Genomic DNA, 24528 nt, shown 5'->3' on the forward strand with positions numbered 1-24528 from the left:
AGCGCGGAAACGAAAAAGCCCCACCGAGGCGGGGCTTTTTCAGGGGCGAGGCTCGATCAGGCGCTGGCCTTGAGCTTCTTCAGTTCCTCGTCGCGCAGTTCGCGGCGCAGGATCTTGCCGACGTTGGTGGTCGGCAGGGTGTCGCGGAACTCGACGAAGCGCGGCACCTTGTAGCCTGTGAGGTTGCCGCGCATGTGCGCCATCACCTGCTCCTTGGTGAGGCTCTCGCCCGGTTTGACCACCACGAAGACCTTGATCGCCTCGCCCGACTTCTCGTCCGGCACGCCGATGGCCGCGCACTGCAGCACGCCCGGCAGGGTGGCGAGCACGTCTTCCAGTTCGTTCGGGTAGACGTTGAAGCCGGACACCAGAATCATGTCCTTCTTGCGGTCGACGATGCGCATGTAGCCGTCGTCCTGGATCACGGCGATGTCGCCGGTCTTCAGCCAGCCGTCGGCGGTGAGGATCTCGTCGGTGGCTTCCGGACGCTGCCAGTAGCCCTTCATCACCTGCGGGCCCTTGACGCACAGCTCGCCACGCTCGCCCAGCGGCAGGTCGTTGCCGTCGTCGTCGATCACCTTGCACAGGGTCGACGGCACCGGGATGCCGATGGTGCCGATCTGGATATTCTGGTACGGGTTCACCGACACCACCGGGCTGGTCTCGGTCATGCCGTAGCCTTCGCAGATGGCGCAGCCGGTGACTTCCTTCCAGCGCTCGGCGGTGGCCAGTTGCAGGGCCATGCCGCCGGACAGGGTCAGCTTCAGGCTGGACAGGTCCAGGCGACGGAAGTCCTCGCTGTTGCACAGGGCCACGAACAGGGTGTTGAGGCCGACGAAGGCGGTGAACTTCCACTTGCCCAGTTCCTTCACCGTGCCCGGCAGGTCGCGCGGGTTGGTGATGAGGATGTTGTGGTTGCCGGTCAGCATCATCGCCATGCAATGGAAGGTGAAGGCGTAGATGTGGTACAGCGGCAGCGGGCAGATGACGATCTCGGCGCCTTCGTGCAGGTTGGAGCCCATCAGCGCCTTGGACTGCAGCATGTTGGCCACCAGGTTGCGGTGGGTCAGCATCGCGCCCTTGGCCACGCCGGTGGTGCCGCCGGTGTACTGCAGCACGGCGACGTCGTCGCTCGCCGGGCTGGCCTCGCTGAAGGACTTGCCGCGGCCGAGGGCCAGAGCCTGGGTGAGCTTGACGGCCTGCGGCAGGTCGAACGCCGGCACCATCTTCTTCACGTGCTTGACCACGGTGTTGACCAGCAGGCGCTTGAGCGCCGGCAGCATGTCGCCGACCTCGGTGACGATCACGTGCTTGATGCCGGTCTTCGGCAGCACTTCCTGGGCCAGGTGGGCCATGTTGGCCAGGCACACCAGCGCCTTGGCGCCGGAGTCATTGAACTGGTGTTCCATTTCCCGCGCGGTGTACAGCGGGTTGGTGTTGACCACGATCAGGCCGGCGCGCAGGGCGCCGAACACCACGATGGGGTACTGCAGCACGTTGGGCATCTGCACGGCGATGCGGTCGCCGGGCTTGAGGTCGGTGTGGTTCTGCAGGTAGGCGGCGAAGATGCCGGAGAGTTCGTACAGCTCGCCGTAGGTCAGGGTCTTGCCCATGTTGCTGAAGGCAGGCTTGTCGGCAAAGCGTTGGCAGGACTGTTTCAGTACGGCCTGGATGTTGGGGTACTGGTCGGTGTCGATCTCGGCAGCGATTCCGACAGGGTACTTGTCCTTCCAGAAGTTATCGGTCATGGAAGCCTACTCCTGAGCAACAGCTTGTCTGCACCGCGCGCAATGGCGGTTGTTTGTTGTGATGATTTGACCTTGACGCGAGCTGGTGACAGGCGCAAAGCGTGCCGAGAGTAGCAGCTTTGCCAGGGTGCGCCTAGCACCAAACACGGCCGGCGCGGTCAGGAAAACGACTGGAATGACCAGCGCAGTCACATTCCGGCGGCACCGGGAAAACGCCCTGGACAGGGCCTTTCGCCGCCTACAAAGACGAAGCGCCCGCACACGTCACCGTGTGCGGGCGCTTCGCGGGGGAGCGGTGCGACAGCCTCAGGCGATGTCGCGCAGTTCGCGGCGGAGGATCTTGCCCACCGGGGTCATCGGCAGCGAGTCACGCAGCACGATGTGCTTGGGCACCTTGTAGCCGGTGAAGTTTTCCCGGCAGAAGGACTTGATCTCGTCGACCGTCACGCCACCCTCGCGCGGCACCACGAACAGCTTGACCGCCTCGCCGGAGCGCTCGTCCGGCACGCCGATGGCGGCGCAGCTGGCGACCTTCGGGTGGGCCATGACCACATCCTCGATCTCGTTCGGGTACACGTTGAAGCCGGAGACGATGATCATGTCCTTCTTGCGGTCGACGATGCGCACGTAGCCGTCCGGGTCGATCACCGCGATGTCGCCGGTCTTGAACCAGCCCTCGGCGTCCAGCACCTCAGCGGTGGCTTCCTCGCGCTGCCAGTAGCCCTTCATCACCTGCGGGCCCTTGATGCACAGCTCGCCACGCTCGCCCAGGGGCTGCTCGCGGCCCTCGTCGTCGATCACCTTGAGCGAAGTGCCGGCCACCGGGATACCCACCGTGCCCAGGCGGGCCAGGGCGCCGTAGCAGTTGGTGGTGGCCACCGGCGAGGTCTCGGTGAGGCCGTAGCCCTCGACGATGGCGCAGCCGGTCATCTGCTCCCAGCGCTCGGCGGTGGCCTTGACCAGCGCGGTGCCACCGGAGTTGGTCAGCTTGAGGTTGGAGAAGTCGAGGTTCTTGAAGTCCGGGTGGTCCATCAGGGCGACGAACAGAGTGTTGAGGCCGAGCAGCGCGGAGAAGCGCCACTTGCCCAGTTCCTTGACGAAGCCGGGGATGTCGCGCGGGTTGGTGATCAGAACGTTGTGGTTGCCGCTGACCATCATGCACATGCAGTTCGCGGTGAAGGCATAGATGTGGTAGAGCGGCAGCGGCGCAATCATGATCTCGCCGCCCTCCTTCATCAGCGGCAGACCGTCTTCGCCGGTCTGCTGCAGGCAGTTGTGCACCTGCTGCATGTTCGCCACCAGGTTGCCGTGGGTCAGCATCGCGCCCTTGGCCACGCCGGTGGTGCCGCCGGTGTACTGCAGCACGGCGATGTCGTCGAGGCCGACCTTGACCGGCTTGAGCGCGTGGCCGCGACCGCTGCGCAGCACGTCCTTGAACGACAGCGCCTGGGGCAGATGGTAGTCCGGCACCATCTTCTTCAGGTGCTTGACCGCGGCGTTGACCAGCCAGCCCTTGAGCGGCGATTGCATGTCGCCCAGGCGCGCTTCGATCAGGTACTCGAGCTGGGTGTCGGGCAGCACTTCCTGCACCGACTTGCCGAAGGTGTTGAGGTACACCAGGGCGCGCACGCCGGCGTCGTTGAACTGGTGGCGCATCTCGCGCACGGTGTACAGCGGGTTGGTGTTGACCACGATCAGGCCGGCGCGCATGGCGCCGAACACGGCGATCGGGTACTGCAGGATGTTGGGCATCTGCACGGCGATGCGGTCGCCGGGCTTGAGGTCCGTGCTCTTCTGCAGCCAGGCGGCGAAGGCGGCGGACTGGCGGTCCAGATCGGCATAGGTCAGCGTCACCCCGAGATTGCTGAACGCCGGACGGTCCGCGAACTTCTTGCAGGATCGCTCGAACACTTCGACCACCGAGCGGTAGGTCGACAGATCGAGCTGGTTGGAGACACCGGCCGGGCGCTTGTCGTCCCAGAAGTCAGGTTGCATTGTTGTTATCCCCTTGACCTGAATGAGCTGACCGGCCACCTAGCGGTGCGACCGGGTTGCCCCGGAACTTAGCAGTTGTAAGGCCCGGCGCAAATACTCGGAGGGCCGTCATTGACCCTGTGAATCTTTACCATGCTTTTCCGGCGATCCCCGTCCGCCCCGCCGCCCTGCCCTATGCCTCACTCCGCAAGCGATGCACAATGCCGCGAATTCCCGGCACAAGGACCGCCATGCACCAGCAAGCCTTCTGGATAGATGCCAGCGACGGCACTCCCCTGCACATCCATCGCTGGCACGCCGACACCCCGCCCCGGGCGGTGCTGATGATCGCCCACGGCATGGCCGAGCACGCCGCCCGCTACGCGCGCCTGGCCGAGCGCCTGGTGCGCCAGGGCTACGAGGTGTACGCCCTCGACCAGCGCGGCCACGGCCGCACCGCGGAGCACGGCATGCTCGGCCTGTACGCCGAGCAGGACGGCTGGAACAAGGTGGTCGGCGACCTCTCCACCCTCAACCACCACATCCGCCGCGAGCATCCGCGACTGCCGATCTTCCTGCTCGGCCACAGCATGGGCAGCTACATCGGCATGGCCTACCTGATGCAGCACAGCTGCAGCCTGCACGGCGCCATCCTGTCCGGCTCCAACTACCAGCCGCTGGGGCTGTACAAGGCGGCCGGGCTGATCGCCCGCGTCGAGCGCTGGCGTCTCGGCCCGCGCGGGCGCAGCCGGCTGATCGACTTCCTCTCGTTCGGCTCCTTCAACAAGGCCTTCAAACCCAACCGCACCGGCTTCGACTGGCTCAGCCGCGACCCGGAGGAAGTCGACAAGTACGTGAGCGACCCGCTCTGCGGCTTCGTCTGCACCACCCAGCTGTGGTGCGACCTGATGCACGGCTTCCAGCAGATCACCCCGGTGCGCAACCTGGCGCAGATCGACAGCGCCCTGCCGCTGCTGGTGGTGGGCGGCGACCGCGACCCGGTCAGCGACGGCAAGCGCCTGGGCGACCTGGCCGAAGCCCTGCGCGGCGCCGGCCTGCTCGACGTCGAACTGAAGATCTACCCCGAGGCCCGTCACGAGGTGCTCAACGAGAGCAACCGCGACGAGGTCACCGACCACCTGTGCGACTGGCTGGAGCGGGCCCTGGCCCGCAGCCGCCAGTGCTCCAACCCCATCGAGGAACCCGTATGACCCAGGTCACCAACATCCCCTACGACGCGCTCGAAGTCGGCCAGCAGGCCAGCCTGACCAAGACCGTGGAAGAACGCGACGTGCAACTGTTCGCCGCCGTTTCCGGCGACAACAACCCGGTCCACCTGGACGCCGCCTTCGCCGCCGAAACCCTGTTCAAGGAACGCATCGCCCACGGCATGTTCAGCGGCGCGCTGATCAGCGCGGCCATCGCCTGCAACCTGCCCGGCCCGGGCACCATCTACCTCGGCCAGCAACTCAGGTTCACCCGCCCGGTGAAGCTCGGCGACACCCTGACCGTGCAGCTGGAAGTGCTGGAGAAGCTGCCCAAGGGACGCGTGCGCCTGGCCACTCGGGTGTTCAACCAGAACGACGAGCAGGTGGTGGACGGCGAGGCCGAAGTCCTGGCGCCGCGCGCCGAGCAGACCCTGAGCATGCCGGAAATGCCGAAGGTCACCGTCGGTTGACACATCCGTAGGGTGCGCCGCGCGCACCAAAGGCCGCATGCCGCGCCACACGGTGCGCACGGCGCACCCTACGGCCCGGACGCGGTTTCACCCGCCCTACTCCACCACCCTCACGCTCGCCGTCATCCCCGCGCTCAGCGGCAGGTCCTGCGGCACTTCCTCCAGCTCGATGCGCACCGGGATGCGCTGGGCCAGGCGCACCCAGTTGAAGGTCGGCTCGACATTGGCCAGCAGCTGGGCGTCCGGCGCGGCGTTGCGGTCGGTGATGCCGCGGCTGATGCTCTGCACCCGGCCGCGCAGCGGCTCGCCGCCGCTCATCAGGGTCACCTCGGCCGCCGCGCCGACGTGGATGCCGGGCAGCTTGGTCTCCTCGAAATAGGCCTGCACGTAGAACGACTCGTCCGCCACCAGGGCCATCACCGCCTGGCCGGCCTGCACATAGTTGCCCTGGGCCAGGTGCAGGTTGGTGACCTGGCCCGAGCGCGGCGCGCGCACCTCGCTGCGTTTGAGGTTGAGTTCGGCCAGCTTGACCTCGGCCTGAGCCTCCTGGAACTCGGCGCGGGCGATCTCGGCGTTGATCTGGGCGTTCTCGCGCAACTCGGCACTGATCGCCTGCGGCCCCAGGTGGGCGCGCCGCGAAGCCTCGTGCTGGCGCAGGCTGAGCTGCTGGCGGCGGGTCTCGGCCAGCGCCCGGGCCTTGTCCAGCGCCGCCTGGTAGCGCTCGCGGTCGATGCTCATCAGCAGGTCGCCGGCCTTGACCTGCTGGTTGTCGCGCACCTTCAGCTCGACCACCCAGCCGGACACGTCCGGGGCGATGGTGACCACGTCGGCGCGCACCCGGGCGTCGCGTGTCCAGGGCGAGAGCATGTAGAAGTTCCACAGCCACCAGCCGGCCAGCAGGGCCAGCGCGACCACCAGCAATGTCACCACCACGCGGGGCAATTCACGCATCACTCACTCCTTTACCAGGTCGCCAGCAGGGCCATCAGCCCGGCCAGCACACAGACATACAGGGCGCAGTCGAACAGCGCCTCGTGCCAGATCCAGCGCGCCAGCCCGGCCCGCTGCAGGCCCAGGCGCAGCAGGCCGGTCAGCAGCAGCGCCAGCAGCGCGTAGGCGAACATTGGGCTGAGCAGCACGCCGCCCAGCGCCCATTCACGCAACTCCATGGGGTTCTCCTTGGCGGGCGCACCACTGGCGCCAGCTGTGGGTGAGCTGCAGCAGCGCGGCCTCGGCCAGCCTCAGCTCGATGGCCGGCGGCTGATCGTGCAGGGCCCGCGCCAGGGCCTCGGCCGGGCCGTCCAGATCGTCCGCCCGCGCCGCGCCGGGACCGCGGCGCAGCAGCGCCTGCATCGCGTCGAAAAAGCGCCGCTCGGCCTGGCGCGGCGCCACGGGCGCGGCCGCCAGGCAGGCGCGCAGGTGCAGCAGTTCGTCACCCAGGTCGAGGCTGTCGATGCCGTCGTCCCAGCGGCTGCGTCGGGTGCCCGGCAGTTGCGGGTAGAAGCGCGCCAGTTGCAGCAGGCGGTCCGCCATGCGTCCGCCGAACCAGTTCTCGGCGCCCGCCAGGGTGCGCGAGCAGAGCCGCGCCAGGTCGTCCAGGGTCGCCTGTAGCAGGCGGCGGCCGTGCCACACCGGATCGCGCAGCACGATCAGGCGCAGCGCCAGCACCGCGCAGCCGACGCCGATCAGCATCGCCAGCGCCTCGTTGAGGAAGAAGGCGACGTCGTAGACCATGTCGTTGCGCGGCGCGCAGAGCACGATGAAGTGCAGGCAGAACGAGGTGGCGGCGCCCGCCAGCATCGGCCGCGCCATCGCCAGCAGGCCGAAGAACAGCGGCACGCCCAGGGCCAGGCAGAGCAGCGGGAAACCGTTCCACTGGGGCAGAAGCACCTGGCCCACCACGAACGCCACCGGCAGCGCGTAGAAGATGCCGCGCAGGAAGGCCATGCCGATCAGATCGGCGTTCTCGCGGCTGGCGAACAGGCTGCACACCACCGCCCCCAGCAGCAGCGCGCCGCTGGCGGCGGTCCAGCCGGTCGCCAGCCAGAACGCCGACAGGGTCAGCAGGGTCAGGCTGCTGCGCAGGCCGTAGACCGCCGCCGTCTGCAGGTCGCGGTGCCAGGACAGCGGCGGCGGCGCGTCCTGCGGCGCCGTGCCCTGCTCCACCGCCGCCAGCGCGATGCGCGCCCGCGACAGCTGGCGCACCAGCACCACCATGCGCCCGAGGCAGTACTGCCGTGCCAGGGGCTGGGCCGGATCGTGGGAGGCCTCCAGCAGGCGCTGGGAGAGCGCCTCCTCGCGCGCCTGGTCGGGTTCGGCGAGCAGCGTCTGGACCTCGTTCAGCAACGGGGTGAGCGCGTGGACGTCGGCCTCGTCCAGTTGCTGCCACTGGCGCGCCACGCCCCGCGCCAGGCGCAGCAGGCCGAGCAGTTCGCGGGTCAGCGCGCGCAGGCCGCGCGCCCGCTGGCGGCCGCGGTTGCCCTCGAACCAGGCGTGCTCGCGCTGGGCATCCACGGCGACGATGCGGCCGAGGGTCTCCAGCAGGCCCTGGCGCGCCGCCGTGCGCCCCTGCAGCGCCGCGGCCGCCGCCTGGGCGCCGCCCTGCCAGGCGGCGCGCGCCTGCTGCACCACCACCCGCTCCACCCGCTGCGGCCAGAGCACGGCGCTCACCGCCATCGAGCAGAGGATTCCGAGGCTGATTTCGGTGCAGCGCGCCACCGCCTCGTCGAATACCAGCAGCGGCTTGCCGGTGATCGGCAGGCAGATGATCGCCACCGTGTAGCCGGCCAGCACGAAGGAATAGGCCCAGGCGCTGCGCAACAGGGTCGAGGCCGCCGTGCACAGGCCCAGCCACAGCGCCATCACCAGCAGGAACAACCAGGGCGCCTGGGCGAACAAAGCCATGAACAGCACCGACAGCGCCGTGCCGACGAAGGTGCCGAGCAGCCGCGCCAGGCCCTTCTGCACCACCATGCCGGCCAGCGGCTGGGCGACGATGAACGCGGTCATCAGCGCCCACTGCGGCTGGTCCAGATCGAAGCGGAAGGCACACCACAGGGCCAGGCCGCCGCTGAGCAGCGTCTTGCAGGCGAACTGCAGCGCGGCGGGAGCGGGGGCGAACATGGCCGAGAGGAAATCGCGCACGGGATCGTCCTGAAGGAGATATGGAAAGAAGGTAGCCGGCCCCGGCCGGGGCGGCTAAACAATCAGGGCTAATTATTAGCTAACTAACAATAACCGTCCAGAGCGCCGCTGGACGAACGGCGGTTGCCATTAATTAATCGTTTATTTAATTATCAGCCCCATGAACCGACAGCCCCGCACTCCCCGCGCCCCCCGGGCGCCCCGCCGCCGATGCCACGGTGCAGCGCACCCAGCTGCTGGACATCGCCACCGACCTGTTCGCCCACCAGGGCATCCAGGCCACCCGCCTGCGCACCATCGCCGAGCGCGCCGGCGTGACCCCGGCCCTGCTCAACTACTACTTCGGCAACAAGGAAGGGCTGATCGACGCGATGGTCGAGGAACGCTTCATGCCCCTGGTGGCGAATGCCGCCGAGGGCCTGCGGCAGGCCGGCGACGAGCCGATGGAGCTGGTCGGCGCCTTCATCCGCGACATGAGCCGCAACGTCGCCGAGCATCCGTGGATCTCCCAGCTGTGGGTGCGCGAGATCCTCTGCGAGGGCGGCATGCTGCGCGAGCGCCTGATGGACCGCGTCGCCCCGCTGGTGCCGCTGCTGCTGGCCCAGCGCTTCGCCGCCGCCCAGGCGCGCGGCGCGCTCAACCCGGAGCTGGACCCGCGCCTGCTGGTGGTCTCGCTGATCGGCCTCACCCTGCTGCCCTACGCCGCCGCGCCCATCTGGCGTGGCGTGTTCGCCAACGCGCAGATCGGCGACGACGCGCTGATCGCCCACACCCTCGCCCTGCTGCGGGGCGCCATGGAGCCCTGAATGCACCGTCTGCTGCTTTCCAGCCTGTTGCTGGCCTGTCTGGCCGGCTGCGACGCCGGCGGCGAACAGCTGCTCGGCACCCTCGAATGGGACCGGGTCGGTCTGCCCGCGGAGGCCTCGGAAACCGTGCTGTCCTGGCAGGTGGCCGAAGGCGACCGGGTCGAGGCCGGCCAGCTGCTGCTGGAGCTGGACCCGCGCCGCCAGGACGCGCGCATCGCCCAGGCCCGCGGCGAGGTACAACAGGCCGCCGCGCGCCTGGCCGAGCTGAGCAACGGCGCGCGCAGCGAGACCATCGACTCGGCCCGCGCCAGCCTGGCGCGCAGCCGCGCCGAGCAGGTCGACGCCGAACGCAACTTCACCCGCATCGCCGAACTGCACCGGCGCAAGATGGTGGCCGTGGCCGAGCTGGACCGCGCCCGCGCCGCCCGCGACCAGGCCGGCGCCGCCACCCGCAGCGCCGAGGCCCAGCTGCGCGAGCTGACCAACGGCACCCGCCCGGAGCAGCTGGAACAGGCCGCCGCCGCCCTGGATTCGGCCCGTGCCGGCCTGGCCCAGCTCGAAGTCGGCCGCGAGCACCTGAGCCTGCGCGCGCCTCGCGCCGGCGTGGTGGACGCACTGCCGTTCAAGGTCGGCGACCGGCCGCCGGCCGGCGCCGAGGTGGCCAGCCTGCTGGTCGGCGAGGCGCCCTATGCACGGGTTTTCGTGCCAGCCGATATTCGTGCGCAGGTCCAGGTCGGCGACCGCCTGCGGGTGTTCGTCGAAGGCATCGAGCAGCCGTTCCAGGCCCATGTTCGCAACATCCGCAGCGAGGCCAGCTTCACCCCCTACTACGCCCTGACCGGCGATGACGCCAGCCGCCTGATGTACCGCGCCGAACTGCTGCTCGAAGGCGAAGCCGCGCGCCGGCTGCCGGCCGGCCTGCCGCTGCATGCGGAACGTCTTTCCGGTGAACCGCAGCGATGAACGGCAACGAGCTGGTGATCCGCGCACGCGGCCTGAGCAAGCGCTTCGGCAAGCTCACCGCGGTCAACCACCTCGACCTGTCGGTGCCGCGCGCCGAGGTGTTCGGCTTCCTCGGCCCCAACGGCTGCGGCAAGTCCACCACCATCCGCATGCTCTGCGGACTGCTGCAACCCAGCGAGGGCGAGGTGGAGGTGCTCGGCTACCAGGTGCCGCGCGACGCCGAGGAACTGAAGCGGCACATCGGCTACATGACCCAGAAGTTCTCCCTCTATGAGGACCTCACCGTGCAGGAGAACCTGGAATTCCTCGCCGCAGTGCAGGGCATCGGCCGCCGCGAGACCCGCGAGCGCATCGACGAACTGCTGGAGCGCTACTGGCTCACCGACCGCCGCCGGCAGATGGCCGGCACCATGAGCGGCGGCCAGAAGCAGCGCCTGGCCCTGGCCGGCGCCGTGCTGCACAAGCCCGACCTGTTGCTGCTCGACGAGCCGACCAGCGCGGTCGACCCGCAGTCGCGCCGGGAATTCTGGGACTCGCTGTTCGAGCTGGCCGAACAGGGCACCACGCTGCTGGTGTCCACCCACTACATGGACGAGGCCGAGCGCTGCACCCGCCTGGGAATTCTCGACGCCGGCCGGCTGGTGGCCGACGGCAGCCCGCGCGAGCTGATGGACGCCCTGCCCGGCCATCCGCTGCTGATCGACTGCGCCCAGCCGCGCGAGGCCCAGCGCGCCCTGCAGGGACAGCCCGGGGTGCTGGCCATGGCCCAGATCGGCGCCACCCTGCGGGTGCTCTGCGAGGGCAGCGACAGCCGCGAGACCATCGCCGCCGCCCTGCGCCGGGCCGGGGTCAAGGCCCGGCTGCGCGACGGCGAGGCCAACCTGGAAGACGTGTTCGTCGCCGTCACCCGCAAACCGCTGGAGGCCACGCCATGAACCTGCGCCGCATGGGCGCCATCGTCCTCAAGGAACTGCGCCAGCTGCGCCGCGACAAGCTGACCTTCGTCATGATCGCCGGCGTGCCGCTGCTGGAACTGGTGCTGTTCGGCTACGCCATCAACATGGACGTGCGCGGCATCGAGGCCGCGGTGCTGGACCAGGCCAACACCGCCCGCTCCCGCGAGGTGGTGGCGGAAATCACCTCCAGCCAGGTGATCGAGGTGAAGTACCGGCTGGAGCAGCCACAGGACATCGACCGCCTGCTGCGCGAGGGCCGCATCAGCGCCGCGCTGGTGGTGCCGGCGGACTTCGAGGCGCGCCTGCAGCGCCGGGACCGCCCGCCGCTGCAGCTGGTGGTGGACGGCTCCGACCAGAGCATCCAGGCCTCGGCGCGCCAGCTGGCGGCCTACCCTCTGCCTGGCTGGGGCGCGGCCCAGGGCGTGGAGGTGGTCAATTTCTACAACCCGGAGCGCCTGGCGCCGCTGAACACGGTGCCGGGGCTGCTCGGCGTGATCCTGACCATGACCATGGTGCTGTTCACCGCCGTCGCCCTGGTCCGCGAGCGCGAGCACGGCAACCTGGAACTGCTGATCGCCACGCCGGTGTCGCCCTGGGAGCTGACCCTGGGCAAAGTGCTGCCCTTCGTCGGCATCGGCCTGATCCAGGTGACGGTGATCCTGGTGGTCGGCCACTGGCTGTTCGAGGTGCCGGTGCGCGGCTCGATCCTCGAACTGTACGGCGCCTCGCTGCTGTTCATCGTCGCCAGCCTGGCCCTCGGCGTGTGGCTGTCGACCCTGGCCAGCACCCAGTTCCAGGCGATGCAGATGGCCTTCTTCACCTTCCTGCCGCAGATCCTGCTGTCCGGCTTCATGTTCCCCTTCGCCGGCATGCCCCGGGTGGCCCAGTGGTTCGCCGAGCTGATGCCGCTCACCCACTACCTGCGCCTGTCCCGCGGCATCATGCTGCGCCAGGCCGGATTGCTTGAACTGTGGCTGGAGGTGCTGATCCTAATAGTGTTCTGCGCGGCACTGCTGGGCCTGGCGGTTTCGCGCATCCACAAGCGCCTGGACTGAGGCCGAGTTTTTTAGCGGATGTGTCGCCGCCGCGTCGTTGTCATCCGCACGCATTATCCTCCGCCCCCAGGTAACCAACGGCGAGGGCCTGACATGCGAAGACGCTTCCTCTCCCTGCCCCTGCTCGCGCTGCTGGCCGGCATTTCCCTGCTCGCCGCCTGCAGCCGCCTCGACCTGGCCTACCGCAACCTCGACTGGCTGCTGGCCTGGCGCATCGACAGCTACCTCGACCTCAATGCCGAACAGAAGGCCTGGCTCAAGCCGCGCATCAGCCAGCACCTGGCCTGGCATTGCAGCACCCAGCTGCCGCAGCTGGCCGACTGGCTGGACCAGGACCGCGCCAACCTGCGGGCCGGCCAGCTCGACGCCGCCCACCTCAAGGCCCGCTTCCTCGATCTGCGCGACGCGCTCGGCGAGGTGTCCAGCGAGATCAGCCCGACCGCCGCCGGCCTGCTGCAGCAGCTCAGCCCGCAGCAGGTGCAGCAGCTGCGCCAGTCGATGGCCAAGGAGAACCAGAAGCTGCGCCGGGAATTCGTCGAACCGCCCCTCACCAAACAGATCGCCAAGCGCAGCGAGACCACCGAGGAACGCCTGGAGCCCTGGTTCGGCAAACTGGACGCCCGGCAGAAGGCGCTGGTGCAAGCCTGGTCGCAAGAGCGCGGTGAACAGAACCGGCTATGGCTGGAAAGCCGCGAGCGCTGGCAGGCCGCGCTGCTGGAGGAACTGGAAGGACGCCGCAGCGCCGACTTCCCCCAGCGCATCGACGCCCTGCTGCGCGAGCGCCAGGACTACTGGAGCGAGGACTACCGGCGCTCCTTCGCCGACGGCGAGCGCGGCCTGGCGGAGCTGCTCGACCAGCTCATCGCCAGCGCCAGCCCGGCGCAACGCGAGCGTCTGAACGAGCGCCTCGGCACCCTGCGCGAGGATATCGCCGGACTTACCTGTGCTACCCCTGCAGCGGAGGCAGTCGCCAGTCGATCGGAGTGAGGCCGCACTGCTCCAGGTACTTGTTGGTGCGACTAAAGTGACCGTTGCCGAGGAAGCCCCGGTGGGCCGACAGCGGCGAGGGGTGCGCCGACTTCAGCACCAGATGGCGGGTGGTGTCGATCAGCTTCTGCTTGCTCTGCGCGTGGGAGCCCCAGAGCAGGAACACCAGGTTACCCGGGCGCGCGTTGACCACCTCGATCACCTTGTCGGTGAACGGCTGCCAGCCCTTGTCGGCGTGGGAGCCGGCGCTGGCCTGCTGCACGGTCAGTGAGGTGTTGAGCAGCAGCACGCCCTGCTCCGCCCAGCTCTGCAGATAGCCGTGGCCGGGGATGTCGATGTTCAGGTCGCGCTTGAGCTCCTTGAAGATGTTCTGCAGCGAGGGCGGCGCCGGCACGCCGGGCTGCACCGAGAAGCACAGGCCGTGGGCCTGGCCCGGGCCGTGGTAGGGGTCCTGGCCGATGATCACCACCTTGACCTTGTCCAGTGGGGTGGAATTGAGCGCGTTGAAGATCAGCGGCCCCGGCGGGTAGATCACCTTGCCGGCGGCCTTCTCGGTCCGGAGGAACTCGCCCAGCGCCTTCATGTAGGGCTTGTCGAACTCGTCGCGCAGGGCCTCCTTCCAGCCCGGTTCGAGTTTGATGCGGTCGTCATCGCTCATGCGCTTTTTCCCTGCTGCGAAACAAAGACGGCACGCTAGGCAAGGGCCGGAGGCAAGTCAATACGCGAAGGGCCCCGTGCGTTGTTTTCTGGGTCCCCGCCTTCGCGGGGATGACGGAGGCGTAGGCAGAGGCATCGGGTGAAGGCCCTACGCGCAAGTCAGGAAATCTCCGTCATTCCCGCGCAAGCGAGAATCCATGCGCGGTCATGCCCCCTGGGTCCCCGCCTTCGCGGGGATGACGGGGGAGTAGGCAGGGGCATCGGATGAAGGCCCTACGCGCACGTCAGGAAATCTCCGTCATTCCCGCGCAGGCGAGAATCCATGCGCGGTCAGGCACCCCCTGGGTCTCCGCTTTCGCGGGGATGACGGGGGAGTAGGCAGGGGCATCGGATGAAGGCCCTGTGCGGGCAAGTCAGGAAATCTCCGTCATTCCCGCACAGGCGGGAATCCATGCGCGGTCTGGCACCCCCTGGGTCCCCGCCTTCGCGGGGATGACGGAGGCGTAGGCAGAGGCATCGGATGAAGCCGCTACGCGCAAGTTAGGAAATCTCCGTCATTCCCGCGCAGGCGGGAATCCATGCGAGGTCAGGCACCCATCCCTGGATCCCCGCCTTCGTGGGGATGGCGGGACGCGAGTACCCGATAGCCCTGGCGAAGGGAGCGTGCGCGGGTTTCACCCGCCCTGCTGATGCCCGTTCATCACGCCAGTGGATGCGCTTGGCGGCCTGGGGCAGGCCGGCCAAGACTGGAGGCTGACCTCATCTGGAGCACAGCACATGGACACCGCCACCGAGACCGGAATCGAGACCGCAACCGGCATCAGCCGCGAGCGCCTGGAACAGGCGCTGGAACACTCCACCTTCGCCCAGCTGCTGGGCGCCGAGCTGCTCGACTTCGCTCCGGGCCGGGTCAGCCTGCAGGTGCGCAGCCGCCCGGACCTGTGCCAGCACCACGGCTACCTGCACGGCGCCGTGGTCGGCTTCATGGTCGACAGCGGCTGCGCCTGGGCCGCGGCCTCCATGGTGGGCGACGTGGTCACCAGCGAATACAAGCTCAACCTGCTGGCGCCGGCCCTGGGCGAACGCCTGGTGTGCCGCAGCGAGGTGCTCAAGGCTGGCCGGCGCCAGGCGGTATGCCGCGCCGACGTGTTCGCGGTGCAGGATGGTGCGGAAAAACTGATCGCCACCGGCCTGGCCACCATCGCCCGGGTCTAGGCTGACCGCTATGGAGGAATCGCCATGAGCACCTATCGTCCGCTGGACTGCGACCTGTACGACTACCTGGAACTCGCCTGCCTGCACGGCTACCGGCTGCAGATAGAGCTGGTTGAGGGAGCAAGCTTCGTGGCCCGTGCGCTGGACACGCGCACGGCGCCGAGCAAGGAGGAATTCCTCCTGCTGCAGACCGAGGACGGCCAGCGGGAGGTACGCCTCGACCAGCTGCGGGCGATCACCCCGCTCGACCCCGGCGCCCGCTTCGGCCGGGTCGAGCTGGCGTAACCCGCGCTGCACCCGTCCCAGCCTCGACGTGGATTCCGCGCCACCGGGCGATTTGCTAGCATCGCCCACTCATCCCCTCGCCCCCGCCATGCCCCATGTCGCAGTCCGTCAATGCCGTGCGCTTCGCCTTGCTCACCCGCTTCCTCAAGGGGCAGGCCAAGGTGCCGCAGATGCCCGAAGCCGCCCTGCGCATCCGCCGCCTGCTGGAAGACCCACGCACCTCGCTGGAACAGCTGGCCCGGGTGATCAACAGCGACCCGCCACTGGCCGCCTACCTCATGCAGTTCGCCGAGAGCCCGCTGCTGCGCGGCGGCCGGCCATGCGTGTCGATGCGCGACCTGCTGGCCCGGCTCGGCACCCGCCAGCTCAACGACCTGGTGCTGGGCTTCTCCCTGCGCCATCTGTTCTCCAGCCCGGAAGCCGCCCTGCAGAAGGCCTTCACCCTGCGCTGGCGGCGTGCCCGCGAGCGCGCCGCCTACTGCGCGGCCCTGGCCCAGCGCAGCGGCCTGCTGCTCGATGAGGCGATGCTCGGTGGCCTGCTGCAGGACATCGGCAGCCTGCCGCTGCTGGCCGAGCTGGAGCACTGGCCGGACTACCCCCGCGAGCTGGAAGCGCTGGACGCGCTGTGCGAAGAATTGTCGGGCGACATCGGCGCCCTGGTGCTGACCCGCTGGCAGGTGCCGACGGCGATCATCGACTGCGCGCGGCAGCGCGGCAAATGGCTGCGCGAACACCCCGGCCGCGCCGACCTGGCCGACCTGGTGCTGGTCGCCAGCGCGCTGCAGAGCGCCGCCGACGACCTGCCGGAAGTGCTGCCCGCCCAGCTCCGCCTGGGGCTGGAAATACCGCTGGCCGCCCTGCGCGAGGAGCTGCGCCAGGAGCTGCAACTGTGGCTGCGGCTGCTCGCCTGATCAGCCCTGGTGCAGCGCCCGGTAGTGACTGGGCGCCATGCCCACCACCTTCCTGAACAGCCGCGAGAAATAGTAGGGATCGTCGTAACCGAGCTGCTCGGCGATCTGCCGTACTTCCAGGCTGCCCTGGTCGAGCAGGCGGCAGGCCTGGGCCATCTTCAGCTGGATGAAATCCTGGATCGGCGCGTGACCGGTCAGGGCGCGGTAGGTCTTGGCGAAGTGGAAGCGCGACAGCTTGAACTGCGCCGCCAGCTCGTCCAGTTCCAGGCTGCCGTGCAGGTGGCTACGCATCACCGCCCGCACCGCCTCCACGTCCAGCACCCGGCCTGACTTCAGCGTGGCGCGCGCCGGCAGCACGGCCAGGGAGCTGAGCAGCGCCTGCAACTGGTGGGCGGCGTGAACGAAGTGCGCCGGGTGAAGGCCCTGGCGGTGCAGGCCGAGCAGCGCCTCGAAGTCGGCCATCAGGCGCGGCTGCATGCCGATGCGCCGCACGCCGGTCCAGCCCAGCAGGCGCAGGAAGTCCTCGCTCAGGGCGCCGTCGAAATGCACCCAATGGATGGTCCACGGCCGTTCGGCATCGGCGCCGTAGGCGTGGGCCTGACCACGCGGGAGCAGCAGCAGGTCGCCACCTCCCACCTCGAATCGTCCATCCCCGGTATCCAGCCAGCCCCGCCCGGCGCGGCAGTAGATCAGCAGGTGGTCGTCCGGCTGGGTACGCCGCATGCGGTGCCCGGCGGCCTCCGGGTAGTAGCCCAGGGCCAGCGGGAAGCAGCCACTGGTCAGGGGATGGCGGGCCAGCACACGACGCAGCCGGGGCGGCACGACGAAGCGCAGGCCGTTGGCCGGCAGCGGCCAGTTGGAGGTTTCCACGGAGGCGCTCATGGCGTTCTCATTCCTGTGTGAATGCCAAGATCGTCCATCCGATCAGCAAGATCGTCAATCCACAGGCCCGCCGACTGCGGCTATAACTGCTGCACACAAGAACAAACAGGAGGCCCACGATGCCCCAGGTGATCCCGCAGCTGATCGACGGTCAGTGGCAGGCCAGCAGTGCCCGCGAACTGATCGAAGTGACCGACCCCGCCACCCAGGAAGTCCTGGCCCTGGCGCCCAAGGCCACCTTCGAGGAAATCGAGGCCGCCATCGCCGGCGCCAGGAAAGCCTTCCAGAGCTGGCGCGAAGTGCCGGTGCCGGAGCGCGCGCGGCTGATGCTGCGCTACCAGCACCTGCTCAAGGAACACCACGACGAACTGGCGGAGATTCTCGCGGCGGAAACCGGCAAGACCTTCGCCGACGCCAAGGGCGACGTCTGGCGCGGCATCGAGGTGGCCGAGCACGCGGCCAACATCTGCAGCCTAATGATGGGCGAGACGGTGGAGAACGTCGCCCGCGAGATCGACACCGCCAGCTGGATCCAGCCGCTGGGCGTGTGCGTCGGCATCACCCCGTTCAACTTCCCAGCGATGATCCCGCTGTGGATGTTCCCGCTGGCCATCGCCTGCGGCAACACCTTCATCCTCAAGCCCTCCGAGCAGGACCCGCTGACCCCCAACCGCCTGGCCGAGCTGTTCCTCGAAGCCGGCGCGCCGGCCGGTGTGCTGCAGGTGCTGCACGGCGGCCGCGAGGTGGTCGACGCCCTGCTCACCCACGAGGACATCCGCGCCATCTCCTTCGTCGGCTCGGTGCCGGTGGGCCAGCACATCTACCGCACCGGCACCCAGCACCTGAAGCGGGTGCAGGCCTTCGCCGGCGCCAAGAACCACATGGTGATCATGCCCGACGCCCCCAAGGACCAGGTGCTCAGCAACCTGCTCGGCGCCAGCTGCGGCGCCGCCGGGCAGCGCTGCATGGCGATCAGCGTGGCGGTGTTCGTCGGCGAGTCGAAGCAGTGGATTCCCGAGCTGGCCGCGCAGATGGCCGAGCTGCGCCCCGGCTACTGGAAGGACAGCGGCGCCGCCTACGGTCCGCTGATCAGCCAGCAGGCCAAGCAGCGCGTGCAGAAGCTGATCGCCGAGGGCAAGGCGGAAGGCGCCGAATGCCTGCTCGACGGCTCCCACTGCGAGGTGCCGGGCTACCCGGACGGCAACTGGCTGGGCCCGACCCTGTTCCGTGGCGTGACGACCAAGATGAGCCTGTACCGCGAGGAAATCTTCGGCCCGGTGCTGGTGTGCATGGAGGTCGACACCCTGGAAGACGCCATCGAGCTGGTCAACGCCAGCCCCTACGGCAACGGCACCAGCATCTTCACCCGCTCCGGCGGCGCCGCGCGCCACTACCAGCACGCGGTGGAGGTCGGCCAGGTGGGCATCAACGTGCCGATCCCGGTGCCGCTGCCGTTCTTCTCCTTCACCGGCTGGAAGGGCTCGTTCTATGGCGACCTGCACGCCTACGGCAAGCAGGCGGTGCGCTTCTACACCGAGACCAAGACGGTCACCAGCCGCTGGTTCGATGACAGCCCGGTGACTGGACCGAACATGACCATCCAACTCAAGTAAGCGTTGACGCACCGCAACACGGTGCCACTACGACGAAAAGACAATGCCTCCTCGTTCGCCAGGGCTGCACAGTCGGCCCTGGCAAAAAAAGAACAAGGAGCACTGCCATGAAACGATTGACCGCCTGTCTGGCCCTCTGGGCCGGACTCACCGCCGCCGCGCAGGCGGCCGAGCCGATTACCCTCGGTCTCAGCTACCCGCGCACCGGCAGCTACAAGGAAGAAGGACTGGCACAGATGCGTGGAGCCCTGCTGGCCATCGACGAGCTGAACGCCAAGGGCGGCGTGCTCGGCCGCCCGCTGCGGCTGTCCAGCCTGGACGACGCCTCGCGCCCGGAGAAGGCCGCGCGCAACGTCGACAAGCTGGCCGGCGAAGGCGCCGCCATGCTCTTCGGCGGCGCCTCCAGCGCGGCCGCCATCGCCGCCGGCAAGCGCGCCCAGGAGCGCGGCCTGCTGTACTTCGGCACCCTCACCTACTCCAACGACACCACCGGCAAGGACGGCCACCGCTACCTGTTCCGCGAGTGCAACAACGCCTGGATGAGCGCCCGCGTGCTCGGCCAGTACCTGGCCAAGAACCTGCCGGACAAGTCCTACTTCTACGTCACCGCCGACTACACCTGGGGCAACACCACCGAAAGCTCGCTGCGCGAGACCACCGGCACCCAGGACGGCGCGCGCCACCCGGGCCTCAAGGTGCCCTTCCCGGGCGCGCGCGTGGCCGACTACCAGAACGCCCTGACCCAGGCCGCGCAGAGCGACGCCCAGGTGCTGGTCCTGGTGCTGTTCGGCGAGGACCTGGTACGTGCCATGCGCATCGCCGAGAGCCTCGGCCTGACCCGACGCATGCAGATCGTCGCGCCCAACCTGACCCAGGGCATCGTCGAGCAGGCCGGCCCCGGCCTGATGGAAGGCGTGCTCGGCACCGAGCCCTGGACCTGGCGCGTGCCGGAACTGGAAGGCAGCCAGGCCGGCCAGGCCTTCGTGCGCAACTTCACCGAACGCTACGAGGTCTACCCCTCCAGCGCCGCCGCCTCGGCCTACAGCATCGTCCAGCAGTGGGCGGACGCCGCCGGCCGCGCCAGGAGCCTGGACAGCGAGGCGCTGATCAAGGCGCTGGAAGGCCACCGCTACAGCCTGCTCAAGGGCCCGCAGCAGTGGCGCGCCTTCGACCACCAGAACGTGCAGACCGTGTACGCGGTGCGGGTGAAGAGCCGCGCCGAGGTGATGGCCTCGCCGCGTCATCAGGATTACTTCGAGATCGTCCACCGCCTGGACGGAGAACAGGCCGCCCCCAGCCTCGCCGAATGGCAGGCCGAACGGCGCGCCGCCGGCCAGCCCACCACCCTGCAATGAGCGCCTATGGACTTTGAGCTGAACGAGGAACAACGCCTTCTGGTCGACAGCGCCCGCGCCTTCGCCGCGCGGGAACTGGCACCACACGCCGCCGACTGGGACCGCGAGCACCACTTCCCGGTGGAGGTGATCCGTCGCGCCGCCGAACAGGGCTACCTGGCCCTGTATATCAAGGAAGAGGATGGCGGCCTCGGCCTGTCGCGCCTCGCCAGCTCGCTGATCTTCGAACAGCTCGCCGCCGGCTGCGTGGCCACCACGGCCTACCTGACCATCCACAATATGGCCTCGTGGATGTTGGCGAGTTTTGGCGATGAGTCCCTGAAAGCGCAGTACCTGCCGGGCCTGACCGGCGGCGAGCTGCTGGCCTCCTATTGCCTCACCGAGCCGGACGCCGGCTCCGACGCCGCCCGCCTGCGCACCCGCGCCCGGCGCGAGGGCGACGACTATGTGCTGGACGGCAGCAAGTGCTTCATCTCCGGCGCGGGCAGTACCGACGTGCTGATCGTCATGGCACGCACCGGCGAGGACGGCGCCAGGGGCATCTCCTGCTTCCTGGTGCCGGCCGACGCCGAGGGTGTGAAGTACGGGCGCAACGAGGACAAGATGGGCTGGAAGGCACAGCCGACCCGCACCATCACCTTCGAGGGCGTACGCATTCCCGCCGGCAACCGCATCGGCCCGGAGGGTCAGGGCTTCGTCTACGCGATGAAGGGCCTGGACGGCGGGCGCCTGAACATCGCCAGCTGCTCCCTGGGCGCGGCCCAGGCGGCTCTGGAACAGAGCCTGCGCTACGTCGAGGAACGCAAGCAGTTCGGCAAGGCCCTGGCCGAGTTCCAGGCCCTGCAGTTCAAGCTCGCCGACATGCTCACCGACCTGACCGCCAGCCGGCAGATGGTGCGCCTGGCCGCGCACAAGCTGGACCATGGCCACGGCGAAGCCAGCCTGTACTGCGCCATGGCCAAGCGCTTCGCCACCGACCATTGCTTCGCCCTGTGCAACGACGCCCTGCAACTGCACGGCGGCTATGGTTACCTGAACGACTACCCGCTGGAGCGCTGGGTGCGCGACAGCCGCGTGCACCAGATACTGGAAGGCACCAACGAGATCATGCGGGTGATCATCGCCCGCCGCCTGCTGGACCAGGGCGGCATGCTGGATCGCCTGCTGTAGCCCTTAGTCCCCTCTCCCTCCGGGAGAAGGGCCAGGGTGAGGGGTTGGCGGGTGACGCGGAGTTGCCTGATACACCCTCACCCCCCGGCCCCTCTCCCAGGGGGAGAGGGGAGTCAATTAACGAGGAACGTCATGACCACCGCCATCGAACCCTACAACCCCGGCATGTTCGACCTGACCCACAAGCTGACCGTGGAGAAGCACGGCCACACGGCGCTGATCACCATCAACCACCCACCGGCCAACACCTGGGACCGCGACTCGCTGATCGGCCTCAAGCAGGTGGTCGAGCACCTCAACCGCGACGACGACATCTACGCCCTGGTGGTGACCGGCCAGGGCGGCAAGTTCTTCAGCGCCGGCGCCGACCTCAAGCTGTTCGCCGACGGCGACAAGGCCCGCGCCCGGGAAATGGCACGGCGCTTCGGCGAAGCCTTCGAGACCCTGCGCGACTTCCGTGGCGTATCGATCGCCGCGATCAACGGCTACGCCATGGGCGGCGGCCTGGAATGCGCCCTGGCCTGCGACATCCGCATTGCCGAGCGCCAGGCGCAGATGGCCCTGCCGGAAGCCACCGTCGGCCTGCTGCCCTGCGCCGGCGGCACCCAGGCCCTGCCCTGGCTGGTCGGCGAGGGCTGGGCCAAGCGCATGATCCTCTGCGGCGAACGCATCGACACCGAGACCGCCCTGCGCATCGGCCTGATCGAGCAAGTGGTCGACACCGGCGAGGCGCGCGGCACCGCCCTGCTGCTGGCGGCCAAGGTGGCGCGGCAGAGCCCGGTGGCGGTGCGCACCATCAAGCCGCTGATCCAGGGCGCCCGCGAGCGTGGCCCGAACACCTGGCTGTCCGAGGAGCGCGAGCGCTTCGTCGACCTGTTCGACGCCGACGACACCCGCGAGGGCGTCAACGCCTTCCTGGAAAAACGCGACGCCCAGTGGCGCAACAAGTAGGGCGGGTGCAACCCGCGCAATGGCAGCAAGCCATAAGCCACAGGCTTCATCCGCCCTGCACGAACGGATAACAAGATGAACGTGACCTTCGAAGAACGCCCCGGCCTGAACGGCTTCCGCATCGGCATCGCCAGCCTGGACGCAGAGAAGAGCCTCAACGCCCTGACCCTGCCGATGATCGAGGCGCTGGACGCCAAACTGCGCCAGTGGGCTGAGGACGAACACATCGCCTGCGTGCTGCTGCGCGGCAACGGGCCCAAGGCCTTCTGCGCCGGCGGCGACGTGGTGCAGCTTGTTCAGCAATGCCGCGAGCATCCCGGCGAGGTGCCGCCGCTGGCGCGGCGCTTCTTCGCCGACGAATACCGCCTCGACCACCGCATCCACACCTACTCGAAACCGCTGCTGTGCTGGGCCCACGGCCACGTGCTGGGAGGCGGCATGGGCCTGATGCAGGGCGCGGCGATCCGCATCGTCACCCCGAGCAGCCGCCTGGGCATGCCGGAGATCAATATCGGCCTGTACCCGGACGTAGGCGGCAGCTGGTTCCTCGCCCGCCTGCCGGGCAGGCTCGGCCTGTTCCTCGGCCTCACCGCCGCCGGCATCAACGCCCGCGACGCACTGGACCTGGACCTGGCCGACCGCTTCCTGCGCGAGGACCAGCAGGAAAGCCTGATCGAGGGCCTGGTGCAGATGAACTGGCGGCACCAGGCGCCCGAGCAGCTCAGCAGCCTGCTCCGCGCCCTGGAGCAGGAGGCCCGTCCCGACCTGCCGGAAGCCCAGTGGCTGCCACGTCGCGAACGCCTCGACGCGCTGCTCGACCTGGCCGACCTGCCCGCCGCCTGGCACGCCCTGACCGCCCTGCAGCACGATGCCGACCCGCTGCTGGCGCGCGCCGCCAAGACCCTGGCCGCCGGCTGCCCGCTGACCGCCCACCTGGTCTGGGAACAGATTCGCCGCGCCCGTCACCTGTCCCTGGCCGAGGTGTTCCGCATGGAATACGCCATGAGCCTCAACTGCTGCCGCCACCCGGAATTCCCGGAAGGCGTGCGCGCCCGCCTGATCGACAAGGACCAGGCGCCGAAGTGGCACTGGCCCGACCCGGCCGCCATCCCCCCGGCGGTGATCGAGGCGCACTTCACTCCGGCATGGGAGGGTGCCCACCCCCTGGCAGACCTGTAACCGTGGGAGCGGCCTTGGCCCCGATGCTCTTTTCGCGGCCAGTCGGAATGCCGCCCAGCTGCCCCCACTCATGGCCCCACGCGGACATACGAGGAGAACAACAACAATGACCCAGATCGCCTTCATCGGCCTCGGCCACATGGGCCTGCCCATGGCCCGCAACCTGCTCAAGAACGGCTTCGCCGTGTGCGTCTTCGACCTGGTCAAGGAAGCCGTCGACACCCTGGTCACCGAAGGCGCCCAGCCCGCCGGCAGCGCCGCCGACGCGGTCAGGGGCGCCGCCGTGGTGGTCAGCATGCTGCCCGCCAGCCGCCACGTGGAAAGCCTCTACCTGGGCGAAGACGGCCTGCTGGAGAAGATCGCCGCCGACGCCCTGGTGCTGGAGTGCTCGACCATCGCCCCGGACTCGGCGCGCAAGGTTCACGCCGCCGCGGCGGCCAAGGGCATCGCCCTGCTCGACGCCCCCGTCTCCGGCGGCACCGCCGGCGCCGCGGCCGGCACCCTGACCTTCATGGTCGGCGGCGAGGCCGGCCATCTGGAACGCGCCCGGCCGGTGCTGGCGGCGATGGGCAAGAACATCTTCCACGCCGGCCCGGACGGGGCCGGCCAGGTCGCCAAGGTGTGCAACAACCAGCTGCTGGCTGTGCACATGATCGGCACCGCCGAGGCCATGGCCCTGGGCGTGGCCAGCGGCCTCGACCCGGCCGTGCTGGCCGAGATCATGCGGCAGAGCTCGGGCGGCAACTGGAGCCTGGAGAAGTACAACCCCTGGCCGGGAGTGATGGATAATGTGCCGGCATCCAGGGGCTACAGCGGCGGCTTCATGGCCGAGCTGATGGCCAAGGACCTGGGCCTGGCCCAGGAAGCGGCCCAGGCCACCGGCAGCAGCACGCCGATGGGCGCGCTGGCGCTGCAGCTGTACCGCATGCTGCTCAAGCAGGGGGATGGGCGGCTGGACTTTTCGGCGGTGCAGAAACTGTTCGTCGAGTGACGAAGCGT

23 protein-coding genes are annotated in these 24528 nt (G+C 68.9%); 16 read left to right on the plus strand and 7 right to left on the minus strand.

Translation table 11 applies throughout. From position 1 onward, the window contains the following. Positions 1-56 precede the first annotated feature (56 nt). On the minus strand, positions 57-1748 hold the full coding sequence (gene fadD1 / locus N5D30_RS06175; protein WP_220815072.1) for a long-chain-fatty-acid--CoA ligase FadD1: 1692 nt from the start codon (positions 1746-1748) through the stop codon (positions 57-59). A gap of 306 nt (positions 1749-2054) precedes the next feature. Further along, positions 2055-3743, minus strand: a complete 1689-nt coding sequence (gene fadD2 / locus N5D30_RS06180) for a long-chain-fatty-acid--CoA ligase FadD2 (protein WP_279903614.1) — start codon at positions 3741-3743, stop codon at positions 2055-2057. Positions 3744-3973: 230 nt separating this feature from the next. On the opposite strand from fadD2, the gene N5D30_RS06185 reads away from it, so the two are divergent. Then, the gene (locus N5D30_RS06185; protein WP_279908184.1) at positions 3974-4933 is read left to right on the plus strand and encodes an alpha/beta hydrolase; all 960 of its coding nucleotides are present in this window, start codon (positions 3974-3976) and stop codon (positions 4931-4933) included. Continuing rightward, positions 4930-5400, plus strand: coding sequence for a MaoC family dehydratase (locus N5D30_RS06190; RefSeq protein WP_279908185.1), 471 nt, complete (start codon positions 4930-4932; stop codon positions 5398-5400). The genes N5D30_RS06185 and N5D30_RS06190 overlap by 4 nt, the downstream gene beginning before the upstream one ends. A 96-nt stretch (positions 5401-5496) precedes the next feature. On the opposite strand, the gene N5D30_RS06195 is transcribed toward N5D30_RS06190, so the two are convergent. Genes N5D30_RS06195 through N5D30_RS06205 form a run of 3 tightly spaced genes read right to left on the minus strand, consistent with a single transcriptional unit; the run spans position 5497 to position 8544 of the window. Further along, positions 5497-6351: an HlyD family secretion protein gene (locus tag N5D30_RS06195; protein WP_279908187.1), complete on the minus strand. Its 855-nt coding sequence runs from the start codon at positions 6349-6351 to the stop codon at positions 5497-5499. A gap of 11 nt (positions 6352-6362) precedes the next feature. Continuing rightward, positions 6363-6569, minus strand: coding sequence for a DUF1656 domain-containing protein (locus N5D30_RS06200; RefSeq protein WP_279908188.1), 207 nt, complete (start codon positions 6567-6569; stop codon positions 6363-6365). Then, positions 6556-8544: an FUSC family protein gene (locus tag N5D30_RS06205; RefSeq protein WP_279908189.1), complete on the minus strand. Its 1989-nt coding sequence runs from the start codon at positions 8542-8544 to the stop codon at positions 6556-6558. The genes N5D30_RS06200 and N5D30_RS06205 overlap by 14 nt, the downstream gene beginning before the upstream one ends. A 218-nt stretch (positions 8545-8762) precedes the next feature. On the opposite strand from N5D30_RS06205, the gene N5D30_RS06210 reads away from it, so the two are divergent. The 5 genes from N5D30_RS06210 (at position 8763) to N5D30_RS06230 (ending at position 13311) form a co-directional block, all read left to right on the plus strand. After that, positions 8763-9350 carry a TetR/AcrR family transcriptional regulator gene (locus tag N5D30_RS06210; RefSeq protein ID WP_279908191.1) on the plus strand — a complete coding sequence of 196 codons (588 nt, stop codon included), beginning with the start codon at positions 8763-8765 and terminating at the stop codon, positions 9348-9350. Then, positions 9351-10313 (plus strand): HlyD family efflux transporter periplasmic adaptor subunit, encoded by a 963-nt coding sequence (locus tag N5D30_RS06215; protein WP_279908192.1) that lies wholly within the window; start codon positions 9351-9353, stop codon positions 10311-10313. Further along, on the plus strand, positions 10310-11248 hold the full coding sequence (locus N5D30_RS06220) for an ABC transporter ATP-binding protein (protein WP_279908193.1): 939 nt from the start codon (positions 10310-10312) through the stop codon (positions 11246-11248). Before N5D30_RS06215 ends, N5D30_RS06220 begins: the two co-directional genes overlap by 4 nt. Further along, the gene (locus N5D30_RS06225; protein ID WP_220815889.1) at positions 11245-12324 is read left to right on the plus strand and encodes an ABC transporter permease; all 1080 of its coding nucleotides are present in this window, start codon (positions 11245-11247) and stop codon (positions 12322-12324) included. The genes N5D30_RS06220 and N5D30_RS06225 overlap by 4 nt, the downstream gene beginning before the upstream one ends. A gap of 93 nt (positions 12325-12417) precedes the next feature. Then, on the plus strand, positions 12418-13311 hold the full coding sequence (locus tag N5D30_RS06230; protein WP_279908195.1) for a DUF6279 family lipoprotein: 894 nt from the start codon (positions 12418-12420) through the stop codon (positions 13309-13311). On the opposite strand, the gene ung is transcribed toward N5D30_RS06230, so the two are convergent. Beyond that, positions 13271-13969: a uracil-DNA glycosylase gene (ung, locus tag N5D30_RS06235; protein ID WP_279908196.1), complete on the minus strand. Its 699-nt coding sequence runs from the start codon at positions 13967-13969 to the stop codon at positions 13271-13273. The genes N5D30_RS06230 and ung overlap by 41 nt on opposite strands. Before the next feature lie 776 nt (positions 13970-14745). On the opposite strand from ung, the gene N5D30_RS06240 reads away from it, so the two are divergent. From N5D30_RS06240 to N5D30_RS06250, 3 genes are all read left to right on the plus strand, one after another. Continuing rightward, positions 14746-15183 carry a PaaI family thioesterase gene (locus N5D30_RS06240; protein WP_279908197.1) on the plus strand — a complete coding sequence of 146 codons (438 nt, stop codon included), beginning with the start codon at positions 14746-14748 and terminating at the stop codon, positions 15181-15183. A gap of 24 nt (positions 15184-15207) precedes the next feature. Beyond that, positions 15208-15468 carry a Rho-binding antiterminator gene (locus N5D30_RS06245; RefSeq protein WP_279908198.1) on the plus strand — a complete coding sequence of 87 codons (261 nt, stop codon included), beginning with the start codon at positions 15208-15210 and terminating at the stop codon, positions 15466-15468. 95 nt (positions 15469-15563) lie between these two features. After that, entirely contained in the window at positions 15564-16379 is an 816-nt protein-coding gene (locus N5D30_RS06250; protein WP_279908199.1) for an HDOD domain-containing protein, read from the plus strand. On the opposite strand, the gene N5D30_RS06255 is transcribed toward N5D30_RS06250, so the two are convergent. Beyond that, positions 16380-17261, minus strand: coding sequence for an AraC family transcriptional regulator (locus N5D30_RS06255; RefSeq protein WP_279908200.1), 882 nt, complete (start codon positions 17259-17261; stop codon positions 16380-16382). It lies immediately after the preceding gene. A 119-nt stretch (positions 17262-17380) separates the two neighbouring features. Between N5D30_RS06255 and N5D30_RS06260 the strand changes: the two genes are divergently transcribed. The 6 genes from N5D30_RS06260 (at position 17381) to mmsB (ending at position 24520) form a co-directional block, all read left to right on the plus strand. Continuing rightward, positions 17381-18874, plus strand: coding sequence for a CoA-acylating methylmalonate-semialdehyde dehydrogenase (locus N5D30_RS06260; protein WP_279903600.1), 1494 nt, complete (start codon positions 17381-17383; stop codon positions 18872-18874). A gap of 107 nt (positions 18875-18981) precedes the next feature. Beyond that, entirely contained in the window at positions 18982-20229 is a 1248-nt protein-coding gene (locus N5D30_RS06265; RefSeq protein ID WP_279903599.1) for an ABC transporter substrate-binding protein, read from the plus strand. Positions 20230-20235: 6 nt separating this feature from the next. Next, the gene (locus N5D30_RS06270; protein WP_279908201.1) at positions 20236-21399 is read left to right on the plus strand and encodes an isobutyryl-CoA dehydrogenase; all 1164 of its coding nucleotides are present in this window, start codon (positions 20236-20238) and stop codon (positions 21397-21399) included. Between the two features lie 132 nt (positions 21400-21531). Further along, positions 21532-22350 (plus strand): enoyl-CoA hydratase, encoded by an 819-nt coding sequence (locus N5D30_RS06275; protein WP_279908202.1) that lies wholly within the window; start codon positions 21532-21534, stop codon positions 22348-22350. 75 nt (positions 22351-22425) lie between these two features. Next, positions 22426-23529 carry an enoyl-CoA hydratase/isomerase family protein gene (locus N5D30_RS06280; protein WP_279908203.1) on the plus strand — a complete coding sequence of 368 codons (1104 nt, stop codon included), beginning with the start codon at positions 22426-22428 and terminating at the stop codon, positions 23527-23529. A gap of 106 nt (positions 23530-23635) precedes the next feature. After that, positions 23636-24520 (plus strand): 3-hydroxyisobutyrate dehydrogenase, encoded by an 885-nt coding sequence (gene mmsB / locus N5D30_RS06285; RefSeq protein WP_279908205.1) that lies wholly within the window; start codon positions 23636-23638, stop codon positions 24518-24520. The last annotated feature ends 8 nt before the right edge of the window (positions 24521-24528 follow it).

Source organism: Pseudomonas sp. GD03875 (assembly GCF_029840585.1).
Taxonomy (GTDB): domain Bacteria; phylum Pseudomonadota; class Gammaproteobacteria; order Pseudomonadales; family Pseudomonadaceae; genus Aquipseudomonas; species Aquipseudomonas paralcaligenes.

Coding starts and splice junctions, on each gene's coding strand:
- fadD1 (WP_220815072.1), bottom strand. CDS start 1,748: ATGACCGATAACTTCTGGAAGGACAAGTACCCTGTCGGAATCGCTGCC.
- fadD2 (WP_279903614.1), bottom strand. CDS start 3,743: ATGCAACCTGACTTCTGGGACGACAAGCGCCCGGCCGGTGTCTCCAAC.
- N5D30_RS06185 (WP_279908184.1), top strand. CDS start 3,974: ATGCACCAGCAAGCCTTCTGGATAGATGCCAGCGACGGCACTCCCCTG.
- N5D30_RS06190 (WP_279908185.1), top strand. CDS start 4,930: ATGACCCAGGTCACCAACATCCCCTACGACGCGCTCGAAGTCGGCCAG.
- N5D30_RS06195 (WP_279908187.1), bottom strand. CDS start 6,351: ATGCGTGAATTGCCCCGCGTGGTGGTGACATTGCTGGTGGTCGCGCTG.
- N5D30_RS06200 (WP_279908188.1), bottom strand. CDS start 6,569: ATGGAGTTGCGTGAATGGGCGCTGGGCGGCGTGCTGCTCAGCCCAATG.
- N5D30_RS06215 (WP_279908192.1), top strand. CDS start 9,351: ATGCACCGTCTGCTGCTTTCCAGCCTGTTGCTGGCCTGTCTGGCCGGC.
- N5D30_RS06220 (WP_279908193.1), top strand. CDS start 10,310: ATGAACGGCAACGAGCTGGTGATCCGCGCACGCGGCCTGAGCAAGCGC.
- N5D30_RS06225 (WP_220815889.1), top strand. CDS start 11,245: ATGAACCTGCGCCGCATGGGCGCCATCGTCCTCAAGGAACTGCGCCAG.
- N5D30_RS06230 (WP_279908195.1), top strand. CDS start 12,418: ATGCGAAGACGCTTCCTCTCCCTGCCCCTGCTCGCGCTGCTGGCCGGC.
- ung (WP_279908196.1), bottom strand. CDS start 13,969: ATGAGCGATGACGACCGCATCAAACTCGAACCGGGCTGGAAGGAGGCC.
- N5D30_RS06240 (WP_279908197.1), top strand. CDS start 14,746: ATGGACACCGCCACCGAGACCGGAATCGAGACCGCAACCGGCATCAGC.
- N5D30_RS06245 (WP_279908198.1), top strand. CDS start 15,208: ATGAGCACCTATCGTCCGCTGGACTGCGACCTGTACGACTACCTGGAA.
- N5D30_RS06250 (WP_279908199.1), top strand. CDS start 15,564: ATGTCGCAGTCCGTCAATGCCGTGCGCTTCGCCTTGCTCACCCGCTTC.
- N5D30_RS06255 (WP_279908200.1), bottom strand. CDS start 17,261: ATGAGCGCCTCCGTGGAAACCTCCAACTGGCCGCTGCCGGCCAACGGC.
- N5D30_RS06260 (WP_279903600.1), top strand. CDS start 17,381: ATGCCCCAGGTGATCCCGCAGCTGATCGACGGTCAGTGGCAGGCCAGC.
- N5D30_RS06265 (WP_279903599.1), top strand. CDS start 18,982: ATGAAACGATTGACCGCCTGTCTGGCCCTCTGGGCCGGACTCACCGCC.
- N5D30_RS06270 (WP_279908201.1), top strand. CDS start 20,236: ATGGACTTTGAGCTGAACGAGGAACAACGCCTTCTGGTCGACAGCGCC.
- N5D30_RS06275 (WP_279908202.1), top strand. CDS start 21,532: ATGACCACCGCCATCGAACCCTACAACCCCGGCATGTTCGACCTGACC.
- N5D30_RS06280 (WP_279908203.1), top strand. CDS start 22,426: ATGAACGTGACCTTCGAAGAACGCCCCGGCCTGAACGGCTTCCGCATC.
- mmsB (WP_279908205.1), top strand. CDS start 23,636: ATGACCCAGATCGCCTTCATCGGCCTCGGCCACATGGGCCTGCCCATG.